General features: G+C 64.9%; 15 protein-coding genes. 1 reads left to right on the top strand and 14 read right to left on the bottom strand.

Annotation, left to right across the window (positions count from 1 at the left end; translation table 11 throughout):
- Positions 1–45 precede the first annotated feature (45 nt).
- From A1351_RS12485 to A1351_RS12440, 10 genes are all read right to left on the bottom strand, one after another.
- Positions 46–1,848, bottom strand: a complete 1,803-nt coding sequence (locus tag A1351_RS12485) for a hypothetical protein (RefSeq protein WP_064033140.1) — start codon at positions 1,846–1,848, stop codon at positions 46–48.
- On the bottom strand, positions 1,845–2,276 hold the full coding sequence (locus tag A1351_RS12480; protein WP_024878128.1) for a GtrA family protein: 432 nt from the start codon (positions 2,274–2,276) through the stop codon (positions 1,845–1,847). Before A1351_RS12480 ends, A1351_RS12485 begins: the two co-directional genes overlap by 4 nt.
- Before the next feature lies 1 nt (position 2,277).
- A complete protein-coding gene (locus A1351_RS12475) occupies positions 2,278–3,768 on the bottom strand; it encodes an NAD(P)/FAD-dependent oxidoreductase (RefSeq protein ID WP_064033139.1) in 1,491 nt (496 codons plus the stop codon).
- A 107-nt stretch (positions 3,769–3,875) separates the two neighbouring features.
- Positions 3,876–5,036, bottom strand: a complete 1,161-nt coding sequence (locus A1351_RS12470) for a diguanylate cyclase (RefSeq protein ID WP_024878126.1) — start codon at positions 5,034–5,036, stop codon at positions 3,876–3,878.
- Positions 5,037–5,207: 171 nt separating this feature from the next.
- Positions 5,208–5,948 carry a nucleotidyltransferase family protein gene (locus A1351_RS12465; protein ID WP_036308527.1) on the bottom strand — a complete coding sequence of 247 codons (741 nt, stop codon included), beginning with the start codon at positions 5,946–5,948 and terminating at the stop codon, positions 5,208–5,210.
- Positions 5,941–7,473 carry a tRNA (adenosine(37)-N6)-threonylcarbamoyltransferase complex ATPase subunit type 1 TsaE gene (gene tsaE / locus A1351_RS12460; RefSeq protein WP_024878124.1) on the bottom strand — a complete coding sequence of 511 codons (1,533 nt, stop codon included), beginning with the start codon at positions 7,471–7,473 and terminating at the stop codon, positions 5,941–5,943. The genes A1351_RS12465 and tsaE overlap by 8 nt, the downstream gene beginning before the upstream one ends.
- Positions 7,470–10,004: a PAS-domain containing protein gene (locus tag A1351_RS12455; protein ID WP_026599777.1), complete on the bottom strand. Its 2,535-nt coding sequence runs from the start codon at positions 10,002–10,004 to the stop codon at positions 7,470–7,472. Before A1351_RS12455 ends, tsaE begins: the two co-directional genes overlap by 4 nt.
- A 241-nt stretch (positions 10,005–10,245) precedes the next feature.
- Positions 10,246–11,652: an adenosylhomocysteinase gene (gene ahcY / locus A1351_RS12450; RefSeq protein ID WP_024878122.1), complete on the bottom strand. Its 1,407-nt coding sequence runs from the start codon at positions 11,650–11,652 to the stop codon at positions 10,246–10,248.
- A 115-nt stretch (positions 11,653–11,767) separates the two neighbouring features.
- Positions 11,768–12,319, bottom strand: coding sequence for a hypothetical protein (locus tag A1351_RS12445; RefSeq protein ID WP_024878121.1), 552 nt, complete (start codon positions 12,317–12,319; stop codon positions 11,768–11,770).
- Positions 12,320–12,502: 183 nt separating this feature from the next.
- A complete protein-coding gene (locus A1351_RS12440) occupies positions 12,503–12,940 on the bottom strand; it encodes a four-helix bundle copper-binding protein (protein WP_026599776.1) in 438 nt (145 codons plus the stop codon).
- A gap of 178 nt (positions 12,941–13,118) precedes the next feature.
- Between A1351_RS12440 and A1351_RS12435 the strand changes: the two genes are divergently transcribed.
- The gene (locus tag A1351_RS12435) at positions 13,119–13,835 is read left to right on the top strand and encodes an MgtC/SapB family protein (protein WP_064033138.1); all 717 of its coding nucleotides are present in this window, start codon (positions 13,119–13,121) and stop codon (positions 13,833–13,835) included.
- Positions 13,836–13,941: 106 nt separating this feature from the next.
- Here the strand turns inward: A1351_RS12435 and A1351_RS12430 are convergent, their stop codons facing one another.
- The 4 genes from A1351_RS12430 to mnmG are packed head-to-tail and all read right to left on the bottom strand — an operon-like array spanning position 13,942 to position 18,201.
- Entirely contained in the window at positions 13,942–14,817 is an 876-nt protein-coding gene (locus A1351_RS12430) for a ParB/RepB/Spo0J family partition protein (RefSeq protein WP_024878118.1), read from the bottom strand.
- A 57-nt stretch (positions 14,818–14,874) separates the two neighbouring features.
- On the bottom strand, positions 14,875–15,693 hold the full coding sequence (locus tag A1351_RS12425) for a ParA family protein (protein WP_024878117.1): 819 nt from the start codon (positions 15,691–15,693) through the stop codon (positions 14,875–14,877).
- Between the two features lies 1 nt (position 15,694).
- The gene (gene rsmG, locus A1351_RS12420; RefSeq protein ID WP_245267195.1) at positions 15,695–16,357 is read right to left on the bottom strand and encodes a 16S rRNA (guanine(527)-N(7))-methyltransferase RsmG; all 663 of its coding nucleotides are present in this window, start codon (positions 16,355–16,357) and stop codon (positions 15,695–15,697) included.
- The gene (gene mnmG, locus A1351_RS12415; protein ID WP_064033137.1) at positions 16,354–18,201 is read right to left on the bottom strand and encodes a tRNA uridine-5-carboxymethylaminomethyl(34) synthesis enzyme MnmG; all 1,848 of its coding nucleotides are present in this window, start codon (positions 18,199–18,201) and stop codon (positions 16,354–16,356) included. Before mnmG ends, rsmG begins: the two co-directional genes overlap by 4 nt.
- Positions 18,202–18,204: the final 3 nt, after the last annotated feature.

The following is an 18,204-nucleotide window of genomic DNA, read 5'->3' as shown; positions in this document are numbered from 1 at the left end:
TGAACCCGAATGAGTCTAGCGGCGAGCGCGACGATGCGCCGGATATTATCGCGCAGGACGCAGGGCGAAAACATGGAAAGGCGAGCGCTCGAGTGGGATTTTCTCGAGGAAGGGGGCGCTCTCGCCGCGCGCGAGGGCCGCCGCCAGCCCATGGGGCGCGCGTTCGATGAGGGCGTTTCCGGTCTCGCCGCCGTCGCACCAGAGCAGCAGCTCGGCGCCGGCGGCGCGCATAAGGCGCTCGGCCTCCGCGGGCGCGGCCAAAAATGTCTCGACCGCGAGGCGATTGCCGCGATTGTCGCGATGATAGGGCGCGGCGAAGACATGATGCGGCGTGAAGGCGAGAATATGCGCGCCCATATCGACCGGCGCGACGATGCGCGCCGGCGGCAGCGCCGCGAGGGATGAGTAGGCGCCGGCCTCGAGGCAGGCGCGGCGCGTCTCCCGCGGCGCGGCCTCGCCCTCCGATTGCAGCGCCAGAGCGAGGCCCATGGGCGAGACGAAAAGGCAGAGCAAGCCGATCGTGAGCCAGCGCAGCAGCGGCATGACGTGAGCGAGGCGCGCCGATAGAGCGGCGGCTGCGCCGGCGAGCGCGACCATGGCCAGCGGCGTGACCGAGGAGAAGACGCGAATCTGCCAGAGCGCCGCGGCAAAGCCGATGAGGATCGCCGCGGCGAGCATCGCCCAGCGGCCGCGCGCGAGGCCCCGTTCCCGCCAGGCGAGGACGGCGGCGGCGAGTAGGCCGAGCAGCACTGGCGCAGCGGTGGAGACCAGCAGGGCCGGATCGGAGCCAAAAGCCTTCAGCGGCTTGGCCTCGGTGACATGGGAGAGCCAGAGATCGCGCAGTAGCGGATCGAGCCCGACCAGCGGATCGCCGAGACATTGCGGCGCGCTGGCGACGAATGCCCCGAGCGCGGCCGCGCCGACGAGACCGAGCGCGATGGCGCGACGTGCGAACGTTTCGAGGCGCGCGGCAAAAGCGGCCAGCGCCGCGAAGCCGAGCGCGCCGACGAGGATGGCGCGAATATGGACGGCCGAATAGGCGTCGCAGGCCGAGACGCCATAGCGCGAAGGCGCGACAGTCGCCGCGTAAGTGAGCGGCGCGAAGACGAGCAGGCCGACAGCGAATGAGAGAAGGCGGCGTGACGCCGCTGCGCCTTCGACGAGAAAGAGGATCGCCGGTGCCGCCAGCAGCACGACGAAGAAGGGAAGATTCTCGAGGCTGATGGCGAGCGAGAGAGCGAGCGGCGCCGCGGCTGCCGCGAGCGCCAGAGGACGCTTGGCGTCGAGGCCGAGCGCAACGAGGCCGAATGTCGCCATCAGCAACGCGATCTGCGGCGCGTGATGATCGATGCGGCCCGGCGTGAATTGCATGAACATCGGCGCCGAGAGAAAGACCAGCCAGACGGCGAGCATGCGCGCCGCGCGATCCGCCATGACGCGCGCCGCAAAGGCCGCGAGCGCGAAGAGCAGAGCTAGGCAGAGAAAGGGAAAGGTGAGCCGCGTCGCGCGCTCCGCCATCTCCGGCGCGAGAAACAGTCCGAATAACAGATCGAGCGCGGCGAGCGGCGTATCGACGACGCGCGACCAATGCATGAAGAGCCCGTCCGGCGGATCGAGCCTTCGCGCCGTCATATCGAACCAGGATTGGCCGGCGACGAGATCGCGCAGCTGCACGGCGCGCATGGCGTCGTCGGAATCGTAGAATTCGCCGGCTGTCCACACGGCGCGGGCGCGAGGCAGCGTCAATAGCGCGGCGCCGGCGAGCGCCGGGATAATGGCGGCGAGAAGCGGAATGTCACCACTCGCGCGCGCGCGAAGCTCCATCGCCTCGCCGGCGAGCGCGCTCACGCAGAGGCCTTCGCGGCCGGCGCCGAGAACAGAAGCGCGCGGCGCGCGGTGAAATTGAACAGGAAGACGACGCCCGCGGTCGGAATTTTCGCAAAGGCGGGATCGAAGCCGAGACGTCCGACGAGGAGGAGCATCAGCGCCTCGGTGACGAGCAAGCCGGCGAGGCCGATGACGCAGAAGAGCGTGAATTCCGACGCCGGCCGCACGCTGCGCCGATCACGGAACACCACCGCTATGCTGAGCGCATAGACGAGCGCGAGCCCGCCGCAAAAGCCGATCGCCGCCGCGACGAGATAGGGCATGCCGAGCGTCTCGAGACAGAGCAGCATGAGGCCATAATCGAGCGCCAGCGCCGCGCCGCTCGCCAGCCCATAGGCGATGAGATCGCGCAGCACGCGCGTTGCGGCGAAGACGCGATGCGTCGGCACGTTAAGCGACCCGCTTCGGCACGAGACGCTCGCTCGCCAGCGCCTGCTCGGCGCCGGAGACGCCGGCTTCCGTATATTCTGCGTCCTCGTTCACGCCCCAGACGTCATAGACCGCGCGGCCGGCGATGATGTTGAGCGCCGTCAACATGCCGGTCATCATCGCATGATCCTGGTTGTTGTATTTGTGCATGCCGTTGCGGCCGACGAGATGCAGGCCGGGATAGCGCGCCGCGAGCTCGAGACGAATCGCCTGCACATTGGCGGCGTAGGAATCGTCATAGACCGGATAGGCCTTGGCCTGACGCACGACGCAGGCGTCGCGCACATCCTCCGCCGTCATGAGGCCGATCTTCGCGATCTCGTCTTTGGCGAGCGCGATGAGATCGGCGTCCGCCGCGTTCCACAATCCATCGCCCTCGAAGCAGAAATATTCGAGGCCGAGACAGGTTGAGACGCCATCGGCGATCATCTCCGGCGACCAGGATTTGAAATTCTGCACGCGGCCGACCTTCACCGACGGATCATGAATATAGATCCAATTGTCGGGGAATTCCTCCTGCGGCCGTCCGATCAGCACGACGGTGAGAAAATCGCGATAGGCCAGCGCGCGCGCATTGAACAGGCTGAGCGGCGTCGGCGTCAGCGCATTCATCACCTCGCGCAGCGGCGCGGAGGAGAGCACATTGCGCGCGCGATGAGTCTCGACAGCGCCCTGCGAATCGCGTGTCGTGACGGTCCAAATTCCGCTCGCTTCATCAAAGGCGAGCTGCTCGACCTTGCAGCCCATTCGCAGACGGCCGCCGAGCTTCTGCATCTTGCGCGCGGCGGCTTCCCACATCATGCCGGGACCGCGACGCGGATAGCGGAAGGATTCGATCAGCGTCTTCGCCGCGCCGCTGGATTTGCGGAGCTTCAGAGAGCGGCGCAGCCCGTCGATGATCGCCGCGCCGAGGCTGAGCCCCTTGATGCGCTGCGCCGCCCAATCGGCGGAGATATCGTCGCAGCTCATGCCCCAGACCTTTTCCGTATAGGTCTTGAAGAAGATGCCGAACAGCCGCTCGCCGAATTGATTGCGCACCCATTGATGGAAGGAGCGCGGCTCCTTCACCGGAAAGGCCTTGGCGAAAGCGAAGGACGCCATGCACAGCGCGCTCTCGAAGAGCCCGAGATTCTTCAGCGCCTCGAAGGCTTTCAGCGGATAGGCGTAGAATTTTTCGCGATAGAAGATGCGCGACAGACGCGGCCGCTCGATGAAATCATGCGGGAGAATCTCGTCCCACAGATCGACGATCTCTTTCGATTTCGAGAAAAAGCGGTGTCCGCCTATGTCGAAGAGAAAGCCCTTGTAGCTCGCGGTGCGGCTGATGCCGCCGACATAGGATCGGTCCTGCTCGAGGACGAGAACCTCGCGGCCGTTCTTCGCCAGAACATAAGCGGCGGTGAGGCCCGCAGGCCCCGCGCCGATCACTATCGATTCGATGATCTCGCCCATGACGGCCCTGAGACAAGCGTGGCGTGCGCCGGCCGCCCGCGTCACGCGGCGAGGCTCACGGCACGTAGGGGCAGTATGGATGCGCTTTGGTTAACGTGCTGTTACGCTCAGGATGCGAGGGTCTTCGGCTCATGCTGCACGCTGGCGAAAATGACGCGGTTGCGTCCCTCCGCCTTCGCGCGATAGAGCGCATCATCGGCGACGCGCGTCATGACGGCGAGATCCGGCTGCGCATTCTCGAGCACGGTGACGCCCACGCTGACGGTCGCCGCGCCGTCCGCGAGATGCGCGGCGTCGCGGATGAAAGCCGAGCGAATGCGCTCGGCGATCACCAATGCGCTCGTCCGATCGGCCGGAGAGAGGATGGCGATGAATTCTTCGCCGCCGATGCGCGCCAGCATGTCGTTCGCTCGAGTGTTTCGCGTCGCGGTCGCGCCGAAGGCGGCCAGCACGCGGTCTCCCTCGGCATGGCCGAAGCGGTCGTTGATATATTTGAAATTGTCGAGATCGAAGACGAGCACCGCCGTCGACGGCGCAGGGGCCGATCGCTTCGAGCGCTCGACCGCCCGGTCGAAGGCCCGCCGATTGGGAAGGCCGGTCAGCGGATCGATCATCGCCGCGACTTCTCGTCGCTTGGCGAGGCGCTCTTTGGAGAGCGTCGCCAATAGAAAGCCGAGAACGGCGATAAAGCCGGAGAGCTCGAGGAAGCGGTATTTCTGATATGGGCTGGTGAGGAAGCTCGCTTCGTCGACCGCGATAAACGGCGCGGCGATCGCGAGCGTGAATTCGATCCCCGCTTGCAGCGCGATGATCCAGGCCGTGACGCGGGACACGACGAGACGCTGGCCGCCTATGCGATTGTAGCGGAACAATTCGACGGCGGCGGCGATTTCATAGATCGCCGAGATCGCGGAGATTTCTGAAATTCGAAAGTGAATGTCGGCGCGCCACAGGCCGGCGGCCCAAATCACGCCGCCGAGTAGGGCCAGCAGCGGCCGAACCGGCTCGCCGACAAAAACGAGAATGCCCGTCCACAGCAGACCGCATGCCCATAAAGTGAGCGCGTTTCCGAAAATGATCGACAGCCATTCGACCTCATTGCGGAAAGCGTAGCAGAGAGCCGAGGCGCCCGCCGTCGCGAAGACCGCGGCCCACCACCATAATTCTTCGGCTTCTTCGTCGCCGCGCCAGATCGCGTAGAGGAAAACGCCGAGCAGCGACAGCATGAAGGCGCCGAATAAATACAGGGTCGGCGCCAATGCGATCATCGCCGTTCACGGTCCTATGAGTTGCAAATTGCACGAATGCCGAGTGTTTCCGCTCCTGGAGCGCAAGCGTAGCATCGAATATGCCATGGTCTGAAAGTCATAAACAGCAGCGCAACCGCGTCGCGGCCGGACAAGACGTCGCAAGGGTAAAAAAATCCTGGAGCCTTTGCTCTATCCTTCCCCTGCGACTTGTCGCAGCCGGTCTTTCTCCTCGGCGACGGCGCTTTCGGCCTCCTCGATCGCGCCCATCGTGCCGACATGCAGCCATTTGCCGTCGAGCGCGACGCCGAAGAGCCGCCCCTGCTCCGCCGCGCGAAAAAAGAACGGCGCGAGCGGAAACACATCCTGCTCGACTGTCTCGAAGAGCTGCGGTTTCACTATGCCGATCCCGGCATAGACAAAATCCGCCGTCTCGCCGGCGGCGCGCTTCGTCAGCCGGCCATCCGCCGCCCGATGGAAATCGCCGTCCCAATCGACCCCGACGCTGCCGAGGCGCGGAGCCAGCAGCAGAGCGATATCCATGATCTCCGGATTCCAGATTTCGGCGAGGCGGCGCAGATTGTCTGCGCGCGCGCCGATCCAGAACGCATCGGTATTGCAGATGAAGAAGGGCCGTCCCGCGAAACGGTCCAAGACCTTCTTTATGCCGCCGCCTTGATCGAGCAGCTTCTCGCGCTCGTCGGAGAGGATTATGCGCGGCGTTTGGCGGCCCTCGAGATGCGTCTCGATCTGATCGGCGAGATGATGGACATTGACGATCGCCATGCCGACGCCCGCCTGCGCGAAAGCGTCCAGCGAACGGTCGAGCAGAGCGACGCCGTCGATCGCGACGAGCGGCTTGGGCAGCCGGTCGGTCAGCGGCCGCATGCGCGTGCCGAGCCCGGCGGCGAAGACGAAAGCCGCCTCAGGCATGGAAGAGCGCGGGGAGGTTGGCGACATACCAGGCCTCGAGATCGGCGAGCGCGGGATGGCGCAGGCCCTTGCGCAGATAGCTTTCCACGCGCGGCAGATGCACGAGATATTGCGGCTTGTGGTCGCGCTGATCGAGCCGCGCGAAAATGCCGAGGATTTTGGTCGCGCGCTGAGCGCCGAGTATGGCGTAGGCGCGCGCGAAAGCCGCCATGTCGAACAGCGGATCGGCCTCGCGGCGCTTGCGCGCATAATGGCCGAGCAGCCGCATCTCCAATTCGTCCGGCACGTCGACGCGCGCGTCCTGCGTCAGCGACACGACGTCATAGGCCGGATGGCCGAGCACCGTGTCCTGGAAATCGATGACGCCGACGCGCGCCGTTCCCTGACGGTCCGGCAGCCAAATGAGATTGGGCGAGTGGAAGTCGCGCAAGGTCCAGGTCGGCGCCGACATCACGATCTCGATCAGCGCCTGGCGCCAGAGATTGACGAAGGTCGCCTTGGAGCCCGACGATATGCCGCCGCCGCCGACCCGCGCCGCATACCATTCCAGCAGCAGCTCGACCTCGATCAGCAGCGCGTCGAGATCATAGGGCGGTATGTGATAGGGCGTCGAGCCTTCGACCGGCAGGACATCCGGCAGGCGGCGCGCATGCAGCGGCGCGAGCGCCGCCAGCGCCTCCAAATAGCGATCGGCGATGGGCGCGCCGCCGGCGACGACGCCGTCGCGGCCGAGATCCTCCAGCAGCACGAAGCCGGCGGAGAGATCATAGGCGTAGATCTGCGGCGCGGAGAGGCCCTGCCCGCGCAACGCATCCGCCATGGCGACGAAGGGCTTCACCGTCTCGGCGAGGCGCGCGATGGCGCTATAGGGCTTGCCATAGCGGATCGGCGGGCCGTCCGGCCGCGCCGGCGAGATCATCAATATGGCCTGCGCGCCATCCGGCCGACGCAGCACCTCATAGACGCGCGAGGAGGCGTCGCCTTGCAGATATTCGCGGGCGGCGTCGCTCCAGCCGGCGCGCTCCAGAAACTCCCGCATGGTGCGGAAGGCTTTGAGCCGCCCCGCCGCCTTGCCATGGGCGCTTATGCCGATGCGGCGCGCATCGGGCGTCTCGGGCGCGGCGAAGGCGAGCCGCACCTCCATACGCTCGCCGGCAAAGAGGCTCGGCGCGCGTTCCGGCCATTCGACCAGCACCAGCGCATCCTCGGCCTCCTCCTCGAAGCCCATGGCCTCGAGCTCCGCCTCGCCGCCGGCGATCCGATAGAGATCGGCGTGCAATATGCGGCAGGAGGGCGTCTCATAGAGCTGCATCAGCGTGAAGGTGGGGCTCGGCGCCTCCAGCGTCGGATCCTGCGCCAGCGCGCGGATCAGCGCCCGCGCGAAGGCCGTCTTGCCCGCGCCGAGATCGCCGGAGAGGGTGACCAGCTTCACCGTGTCGCGAATGAGCGGGGCGAGGCGGGCGGCGAGTTCTGCGGTCTGCGCTTCATCGGCGACGTCGATCAGCCATTCGGCCTCTTCGCTCATGAGGCCTGTCCTTTTTCACGCGTGGTGAGATCCTGCTGTCCGCCGCTCTCTTGCGCCGGGAAGATGCAAGTGACCGTCGTGCCTTCGCCGAGCGCGGAGTCGATGAGCACGCGCCCGCCATGCAGCTCGGTGAAGGCGCGCACGATGGAGAGGCCGAGCCCGACGCCCCTGTGGCGCGAGCCCGAGGTGTGCGACTCGAAACGGTCGAAGACTTTCTCGAGGACCTCCGGGGCGATGCCCCGCCCCCGATCGGCGACCTTGAACACGATTTCCCCCTCCCGACGCATCGCCGCGAGGGTAATGGTTTGTCCCGGCCGAGAAAAGCCGATCGCATTGGCGAGCAGATTGAACAAGATCTGGCGGATGCGCTTGGCGTCGCCGCGAAAGCGTCCGACCTCGCCAGTGGCGACGATCTGCAGCTCTATGTCGTTTTCCGCCAGCCGGTCCTGAACGCCCTCGGCCGCGGCGCGCATGGCGTCGGCGGCGTTCACTTCCTCGAGCTCCAGCTCCATGGCGTCGCTGTCGATGGTGGCGAGATCGAGAATATCGTTGATGATGGCCAGCAGCGCCGCCGACGACTTGCCGACATAGCCGAGATATTCGAGCTGCTTGGCGTTCAGCTCGCCGGTCGTCTTCTCGCCGAGCAGGTGAATGAAGCCGATGATGTTGTTGAGCGGCGAGCGCAGCTCGTAAGAAACATGATGGACGAAATCATTGCGGATCTTCTCCGCCGCGATCAGCGCCTGATTGCGCTCGGTGAGCGCGCGCTCGACATTCACGCCCGCGGTCACATCGACGAAGGTGAGCAGCGCCGCGCCTTCCGGCAGCGGCTGCGCGGTGCAGTCGAGCACCACGCCGTCGGAACGCTCGATGCGCCGCGTGAAGCCCTGCCGCATATCCTGCAGGCCGGTGACGAAGCCGCGCAGCTCGCTCCAGGTCTCCTCATTGAGATGCAGCGGCCGGCAGAGATTGGCGACAGCGTCGAAGCGCGGCTTCTCGTCGAGAATGCTCTTCTCGAGCGCCCATAGCGCGAGAAAAGCGGGATTGCAGAAGCGCAAGCGTCCGTCGGCGCCGAAGACGGCGACGCCCTCGCGCAAATTCTCCAGCGTCTCGTTCTGCATGCGATCGAGCGCATGGAAACGCGATTCGAGGAAATAGCGCTCGCTCACATCGTCATAGAGATAGGTGACGCCGCCTTGCGGATTGGCGTTCACCACGACGCGCAGCGTGCGCCCGTTCGGCATGTGCCAGACATGCACGTGATGCTCTTCGGACGCCTGATAGGCCTCCAGCAGACGCGCCTTCCAGGCCTTGTAATCGGCTTCGACGGGAAGGCGCTGCTCGGCGCGCAGGCGATCGAGGATCTCGCTGTCGCTCGGCCCCTGGTCGAGATAGGCGCGATCGAGCGGCCAGAGACTCTCATAGGCGGCGTTGCGATAGGTGAGGCGCTTGGCGCGATCAAAAATGGCGACGGCGATCGGCAATTGATCAAGCGTGCGCGAATGCGCCTGCATCTGCTGCTCGAGATCGGCGCGCGTCGTGTCGATCTCTTGGCGGTCGATGGCGAGCGCCGCGGCGGCGCCGTGGCAGGGCGCCTCGACGATATCGAGACGATGCCGCTCGCCGGCGACGACCGCCGTCACACGCGCGCGCCAAACCTCGTCGCGCCCGCGCGCCGTCTGCGCCTCCATGCGCGCGTCATTGTCCAGCAGCTCGATCTGGCGGCGCAGCGCGTCGGCCGAGCTTTCCGCCTCCACCGCCTGCGCATAGGCGGAATTGACGAAGATGAGCCGGCCCTCGACGTCGCGCATCCACACGGGCGTCGGCAGCGCCTCGAGCAGCGCGCGCAGCCCGTCCACCTCGGTGACGCTGCGCGTATGGCGCTCGCGCAAGGACAGAAGCTCGAGCCGCTCGCCGGAGACCTCGCGAATGCGCAGCACGGCGCGGCCGGCGACGGCGCGGCCTTCCGCATCGAAACGGCGTCCTTGCAGGCTGGCGAGCGAGAGATGAAAGCCTTCGCCATTCTGGCGCAACCGATCGACGCGCTCCTGCAGCGCAGCCGCCTCGTCCGGTCCGAGCCAGGAGCCGAAGGCGAGCACGCGGCGCGCGAAGGCCGGATCATTGAGTCCGTTCTCAATGTCGGGCTCGCCGGCGGCGTTGTCCCAGGAGACGAAGAGCTGCGGCTCGCTGGAGAGAAAAATCTCGGCGCGATCGAGCCGTTGGCGCGTCGCTTCCAGCTCCGCCGCGAGCCCCGCCTCTCGCCGGCTCCACACCTTGCGCTCGCCGAGATGAGTAAAGGCGACGACGACGGCGAAGAGCGCGAGACCGCCGGTCAGCGCGAGATTGACGAATTCGGCGTTGTCAGTGGTGGCGAGAAGATTGGCGAGCGCTTCCGCCCGCGCCGGTCCGCCGAATGGCAGCAGACTGGCCGTCGCGAACCCGCGCGTGACGTTGCGAACGAGCGTCGAGGACGCTCCCCGACGTCGCGCAGGCGGCAACGCTTTCGGCCCGAAGGCCGTATCGTGAAACATGCGAACCGGTCTCCACGTTCGATTTGCAAAGGCTCATCGCAAACAAACGCCGTAAGCCGTCCGCGCGCCACCGAGGCGCCGTCTCGAATCGCGTCTAATCTAAAGCGCGCCGTCGAAAAGTGAAACGCGGATCGTGACCGGGAGAATGGCGCCTAAGGATTTCGCCGAACTGGCGTCGCGCAAAAAAAACGGCGGAGCGAGAGAATCGCTCCGCCGTCTCGCTCTCGCGAGGCGAGAGAAATCAGTAGCGGTAGTGGTCCGGCTTGAACGGGCCGTTCTGCGGCACGTTGAGATAGGCGGACTGCTGCTCGGTCATTTTGGTGAGCTTCACGCCGATCTTGTCGAGATGCAGCGAGGCGACCTTCTCGTCGAGATGCTTGGGCAGCGTGTAGACGCCGACCGGATACTGGCCCTGCTTAGTGAACAGCTCGATCTGCGCCAGCGTCTGATTGGTGAAGGAGGCGGACATCACGAAGGACGGATGGCCGGTCGCGCAGCCGAGATTCACCAGGCGGCCTTCGGCGAGCAGAATGATGCGCTTGCCGTCGGCGAACTCGACCTCGTCGACCTGCGGCTTCACATTGTGCCATTTGAGATTGCGCAGGCCGGAGACCTGAATCTCAGAGTCGAAGTGGCCGATGTTGCAGACGATGGCGCGGTCCTTCATGACGCGCATATGCTCGGTCGTGATGACGTCGACATTGCCGGTCGCGGTGCAGAAGATATCCGCGCGCGACGCGGCGTCTTCCATCGTCGTGACCTCATAGCCTTCCATCGCCGCCTGCAGGGCGCAAATCGGATCGATCTCGGTGACGAGCACGCGGCAGCCGGCGTTGCGCAGCGAAGCGGCCGAGCCCTTGCCCACATCGCCATAGCCCGCGATGCACGCGACCTTGCCGGCCATCATCACATCGGTCGCGCGGCGAATGCCGTCGACCAGCGATTCGCGGCAGCCATAGAGATTGTCGAACTTCGACTTGGTGACCGAATCATTGACGTTGATCGCCGGCCACAGCAGCTTGCCCTCCTTGTGCATCACATAGAGGCGATGCACGCCGGTGGTGGTCTCCTCAGTCACGCCCTTGATGGCCTCGGCGTTGCGCTTGTAGAAGCCGGGATTGGCCTTGAGGCGCTTCTTGATCGCGGCGAAGAGGACTTCCTCTTCCTCATTGGTGGCCTTGTCGAGAAAGGCGGTGTCGCCATTCTCGGCGCGCAGGCCGAGATGGATGAGCAGAGTGGCGTCGCCGCCATCGTCGAGAATCATGTTCGGCGTGCCGCCGTCGCCCCATTCGAAGATGCGATGGGTGTAGTCCCAATAATCCTCGAGGCTCTCGCCCTTGATGGCGAAGACCGGCGTGCCGGCGGCGGCGATGGCGGCGGCGGCGTGATCCTGCGTCGAATAAATATTGCAGGACGCCCAGCGCACATCCGCGCCGAGCGCCTTCAGCGTCTCGATCAGCACGGCCGTCTGAATGGTCATATGCAGAGACCCGGCGACGCGCGCGCCTTTCAGCGGCTGCGACGGGCCATATTCGGCGCGGGTCGCCATGAGGCCGGGCATTTCGGTCTCGGCGATGTTGAGCTCCTTGCGGCCCCAATCGGCGAGACCGATGTCGGCGACGACATAATCGTTGAAATGGGTGGTCATGACGCTCCCTTCAGGCGTTGTCTCGCCTCGGGAAGGCGAGCGGGACGGGCTGGCCGCCTATAGCAAGACGGGGGAGCAGATGCAATAAAGATATAAACAAGTCTTTATGTCAGCTTCAGGCCGGCCTGCGATCGCGCAGGAAGATAAAGGCGCCCAAAGCCGCGATCACAGCAACGATCAGCAGGATCAGCAGCGTCGATTCCTCGAGCCAGGCTATCGCCGGAACGGCGAGGCCGAGCAGCAGGCCGACGAGCGACACGCGCCAAGCGTCCGCGTGAATGCCCGCTGTGAAGGAGCCGAGCGCCAGCACGGTGAGCACTGTGAGCGCGCTGCTATCGGAATTCATCATCTGCTTCACATCGCCGATGAAGATGAGGCACATTGCGGCGAGGACCGCGCCCCAATGCAGGACCTGGGTGCGCACCAGACGCCATTTTTCCTCTGCGGTCTCCGCCTCCTGCCAGCCGCCGGCGATGCTGATGAGCCCGAAGATCGGGGCCAGCGCGATCCAATAGGTCGTCATGCCCTGGCGCGTCACGCTCGTATAAGCGACGCCGAACAGCGCCAGCAGGAGCATGACAAAATAGGGCCACTGCCGCAGGAAGAAGGAGGCGACGCCGTGATGATGCGTCTCGGCAGAAAGGATTTCCGGCGCTCGGTGGCTCACTGTGAAGGCTCCGTTTCGACCCGCATCCTGCGACACGGGGAGAGAATGGCCGGCGGCTCCTGGAAAATTCCTGATATCGTCTCAAATCGCGCATCGGCCGCCCCGGGGCGCAAAACTGAATATAATCGTCGCTTCAGCAAAGACGAGACGCGCCAAAGCGCGTCCCGCAAAATCGATCGGCCTTTAGGCCGCGACCTTCTGGCAATCGTCGGCGCAGGCCTTGCACGCATCGCCGCAAGCCTTGCATTCCGCGATATTCGGGAACTTGTCGCATTCCTTCTTGCAGGCGAGGCAGGCCTCGGCCACGACCTTGGCGAAGGCCGGGGTGAGGGCAGAGCCGACGCCAGAGAGCGACGCCAGCGCCTTGCAGGCGGCGACGACCTCGAAGGTGGACTTGGTGCAGGCGCCCATGCTGGCGTCATTGGCCGCGAGCATCTCGAAACAGTGACGCAGGCATTCCTCGCCAGCGGCAACGCATTTGCTGGTCGACTCGAACAAAGCCTTATATTTGGCGCCGCCGCCATGATGGTGAGCGTGCGGATCTTCGGCCGCCAATGTCCCCGTGGCGGCGGTTGCGGCGGCCAATGCGCCCATTGCAGTCACAAATTGCCGACGTTCCATGAATCTCCCCCTGAGTTTTAGGAACAACAACAATTTCAGCTTTAAGCTTTTTGGAGCAAGATTCAATCATAACGACCGCTCCGCGAGTAAAAAACGTCGCGAAGCTCTGCCAATGTGACCAATCGGTTACAATGATTCGGCGACGGCGCGAGACCGCACGAAGACACGGACAGGAAAGATGGCGTTCATTACCAACTTCAACGCGCCGGAATTTTTCAATTCCCTGATATCTCTGCTCGTTGCGCTGCTGCTCGGCACGCTGATCGGCGCGGAGCGACAATATCGCCAGCGCACCGCCGGGCTGCGCACCAATGCGCTGGTGGCGCTGGGCGCGGCGGCCTTCGTCGATCTCGGCATGCGCCTCAATGGCAATGTCGGCGCGACGCAAGTGCTCGCCTATATCGCCTCAGGCGTCGGCTTTCTCGGCGCCGGCGTCATCATAAAAGACGGGGCCAATATCACCGGCCTCAACACCGCCGCCACAATCTGGTGCTCGGCCGTGACCGGCGCCTTCGCTGGCGCGGATCATGCCGCCGAGGCCATATTGATGGCGATCTTCACCCTCGCCGGAAACATGCTGCTGCGGCCGCTGGTCCATCTCATCGAGCGCGCGCCGATCGACGAGCGATCGACGGAGGCGATCTACCGCGTGCATGTCACAGTCTCCCAGACACGACGCGACGAATTGCGCGATCTCATGGTCGAGAAGCTCGAGGCGGCCGATTATCCAGTGCGCGAAATTGAGGAATTGGAGCGCGGCGAGGACGAGGCCGAGCTCGTCGCAATATTGACCTCGACCAGCGTCGACCCGAAAGAGCTGGACGCCGTCGCCGCTGATCTCGAGAAGATCCCCGGTGTCGAGCATGCGAGCTGGACAGCGCAGACGAGCGAGTGAAGCGGCGAAGGGCGCGTAGAACCGCCGAGTGATTCGAAGAATCTAAAAGAAAGCGCGCGTCCCGATTCTTGGTCGACGTCGAGGCGATAAAAACAGCGCCCCACATTCACCCCGTCAGCCGCCGGCACAGCCCATCGAGCTGCTCCAGCGTCGTGTAGCGGATGCGCAATTCGCCGCTCTCACCGCTATGATGGATCGACACATAGAGCCCCAGCGCATCGGTCAGCAATTTTTCCATCGCCACCGTATCGGCGTCTTTCTCGACACGCGGCTTGCGCGCCTTCGTCTCCAGCTTGGCGCCGGAATCCTCCTGCGCGAGCCGCTCGACGTCGCGCACGGTGAGGCCCTCCTCGACGACACGTCGCGCCACCGAATCGGGATTGTCGAGGGCGAGCAGCGCGCGCGCATGGCCGGCCGAGATCGCGCCTTCCGTCACCAGACGCCGGCTCGCCTCGGGAAGATTGAGCAGACGTAGCGTGTTGGCGACATGGGACCGGCTCTTGCCGATGATCTTGGCGAGATCGGACTGCGAATAGCCGAACTCCTTGCCGAGCCGCTCATAGCCCCGCGCTTCCTCGATCGCATTGAGGTCGGCGCGCTGGACATTCTCGATAATGGCCAGCTCGAGCGCCTCGCGATCATCCGCCTCATGCACGATGATCGGCACATCGGCGAGACTGGCGAGCTGGGCGGCGCGCCAGCGGCGCTCGCCGGCGATGATCTCATAGGCGTCGGCGACACCCGGAACCGTGCGCACGACTATGGGCTGAATAATGCCCTTCTCGCGAATGGAGGCGGCGAGATCGGCGAGATCATCCTCGTGGAAGGCGACGCGCGGATTGCGCGGATTGGGCCGCAGAAACTCGATCGGCGCCCGGCGCTGGCCGCGCGCGCGCTCCACGGCCGGCGCTTCCTCGCCGGCGTCTCCGATCAGAGCCGCCAGCCCCCGCCCCAATCTTCTGCGCGTCGCTTCTTCGGCCATTTCGGGATAGGTCCTTCGATCGAGAAGCGCGCCATTCGCGCGCCGAGAAACCCTGGATCAAGCGGCCCGCAGCCGCTTCTCGCGCTGGATGACTTCCGTCGCGAGCTTCAGATAGGCTTGGCTGCCGCTGCATTTGAGATCATAGAGCAGCACGGGCTTGCCATGCGACGGCGCCTCCGACACGCGCACATTGCGCGGGATCACCGTCTCATAGACCTTGTCGCCCATGAAGCGCCGCACATCGGCGACGACCTGGGTCGCGAGATTATTGCGCGGATCGAACATGGTCAGCACAATGCCATGGATCGACAGCCGCGGATTGAGCGAGCGCCTGACCTGATCGACCGTCGACAGCAGCTGCGACAGACCCTCGAGGGCGAAGAACTCGCATTGCAGAGGAACCAGCACGGCGTCGGCGCAAGCGAGGGCGTTGATGGTCAGCAGATTGAGCGACGGCGGGCAGTCGATCAGCACATAGGTGAAGGCCGGAGCCTCACCATGGCGCTCGGCTGCGATCAGCTCGGCGACGGCGCGCTTCAGACGAAAGGCGCGGTCCTTATCGCCGGCGATCTCCAGCTCGACGCCGAGCAGATCGAGCGTGGATGGCGCGATCGAGAGCCGCGGCACGGCGGTCGCGATGATCGCGTCGGCGAGGCTGCTCTCGGCGAGCAGCACGTCATAGGTGGAGATGCGTCGCGCCTTGCGATCGACGCCCAGGCCAGTCGAGGCGTTGCCCTGCGGATCGAGATCGATGACGAGCACCGTCTCACCCACAGCGGCGAGCGCGGTGCCGAGATTAATGGCCGTCGTCGTCTTGCCGACGCCGCCCTTTTGATTGGCGAGAACGAGGATTCGGGGCTGAGGAACGTCGGTCACGTCAAGCTCCAAAATCTCGCGCAAGGGCGATAATGCGGCCGGACGAATGAGTGCGGCTCTGCAATGTCCAGATCTGGAAACTATCCGCGGCGCTCGAGCCGGTCAATTCAGCGGCCCAGTCTTCACCCTTTAAAAACACGCCTTTGACGTTTTTCAACAGAAGTTCGTGCGACCATTCGATCAGTTGCGGCATTGGCGCGAGCGCGCGGGCGGTCAGGCCGGCCACGGGATCGGCGATCAGCGGCAGCACATTTTCGATTCGGCCGACGTGGATTTCTGCGGCGGCCCCTGTTTCACGTGAAACAGCGCGCAGAAACGCCGCCTTGCGCTGATCGCTCTCGATCAGATGAACCTTCGCGCCGGCATGGTCCTTCAGGCAGATCGCCAGAACCATGCCGGGAAAGCCCGCGCCGGAGCCGAGATCGACCCAGCTTTCGAGGCTCGGAAAAAATTCGCGAATCTGCGCCGAATCGGCAAAATGCCGCGTCCAAAGCTCGTCCAATGTGCTCTCGGCGACGAGATTGATGGACTTCTGCCATTTACGCAGCAGTGATTCGTAAATCTCCAGCTCGCGAATATAAGGCTGCAGCGACGGCGCGACCTGCAGAGCTCTGTCCCGATCGCTGACGCGATCCTTCCCCTTCCCCGCCATTTTGTCGCTCACCCACGCCGCGCCCGCGCCGCCAAAAGGGTCAGCGCAGCTGGAGTGACGCCCTCTATGCGCTGGGCTTGGCCGAGCGTGCGCGGACGCAACACCGACAGCTTGGCGCAGAGCTCCGCCGAGAGTCCGCCGATCTCGCGATAGTCGAGCGTCGAAGGCAGAGCGAGCTGCTCATCCCGCCGATAGGATTCGATATCAGCGCTCTGCCGATCGAGATAGACCGCATAACGGGCGTCGGTCTCGACACGCGCCGCCGTCTCCGCATCGATCTCGGCGAGCTCTGGCCAGATCGCCGCGAGCCGCCGCAGATCGATCTCCGGGAAGGACAGCAGAGCAAAGGCGCTGCGTCGTTGCCCATCCTGATTAATGGGGAGGCCGACCCGCGCCGCGGCGGCAGAGGTCAAGGACAATTGCTGCAGCAGCGCGCGGGCGCGGGCGAGCTTGTCCATTCTGTCCCGATGCGCCAGCTCACGCTCGCGCCCGACGCAGCCGATCTCCAGCCCCTTGCCGGTCAAGCGCTCATCGGCATTGTCGGAGCGCAGCGACAGACGATATTCGGCGCGCGAGGTGAACATGCGATAAGGCTCGCTGACGCCTCGCGTGACGAGATCGTCGATCATCACGCCGAGATAGGCCTCGGCGCGATCGAAAACGCTCGCCGTCCAGCCGCCTGCCCGCGCCGCGGCGTTGAGCCCGGCGACGAGGCCCTGGGCCGCCGCCTCCTCATAGCCGGTCGTTCCATTGATCTGGCCGGCGAAAAAGAGTCCCACGACACTTTTCGTCTCCAGCGTGGCGTCGAGCTCGCGCGGATCGACGAAGTCATATTCGATCGCATAGCCGGGGCGAAGTATCTGCGCCTTTTCCAATCCTTCGATCTTCTGGATGAAAGCGCGCTGAACCTCCTCGGGCAACGAGGTCGAGACGCCATTGGGATAGACCGTGTCGTCGTCGAGACCTTCCGGTTCGAGGAAAATCTGATGTGCGTCGCGATCGCCGAAGCGCGTGACCTTATCCTCGATCGAGGGGCAATAGCGCGGACCCGGCCCCGAGATGGCGCCGCTGCGCATGGGCGAGTGCTCGAGATTATCGAGAATGACCCTATGCGCGGCGGTATTGGTGCGGGTGATGTGGCAATTGATCTGCGGATTGACGATCGAACGAGTGAGATAGGAAAAGGGCTCGGGGATCTCATCGCCGCGCTGCTCCTCGAGCCGCGCCCAATCGATCGTGCGGCCATCGAGCCGAGGTGGCGTGCCGGTCTTCAGACGCCGCGTGGCAAAGCCGATGCGGCGCAAATCCTCGGCGAGGCCGATCGATGGATTTTCGCCCATGCGTCCGGCAGAATAGCGCGTCGCGCCAATGTGAATCACGCCATTGAGGAAGGTGCCGGTGGTCAGAACCACCGCGCTCGCGGCGAGCGTCTCGCCGTCCAGAGTCACGCCGATCACGCGGCCCTGCTCCAGCACGAGACCTTCCGCCGAGCCCTCTACGACCTCGAGATTCGGCGTCGCCGCAATCGCCGCCTGCATCGCCTCGCGATAGAGCTTGCGATCCGCCTGCGCGCGGGGACCACGCACGGCCGGGCCTTTGGAGCGATTGAGCAGCCGAAATTGAATGCCGGCGGCGTCGGCGACACGGCCCATGAGCCCGTCGAGCGCGTCGATCTCGCGGACCAGCTGGCCCTTGCCGAGCCCGCCGATCGCCGGATTGCACGACATTGCGCCGATCGTCGCGCTCGAATGGGTGACGAGCGCCGTGCGCGCGCCACGTCGCGCAGCGGCGGCGGCGGCCTCGCAGCCAGCATGGCCGCCGCCGATCACGATCACGTCATAGGCCGGTCGGCTCAATTT

Source organism: Methylosinus sp. R-45379 (genome assembly GCF_001644125.1).
GTDB lineage: Bacteria > Pseudomonadota > Alphaproteobacteria > Rhizobiales > Beijerinckiaceae > Methylosinus.
Note: the sequence above shows the minus strand (reverse complement) of the source record. Positions and strands in the feature narration are given on the sequence as shown.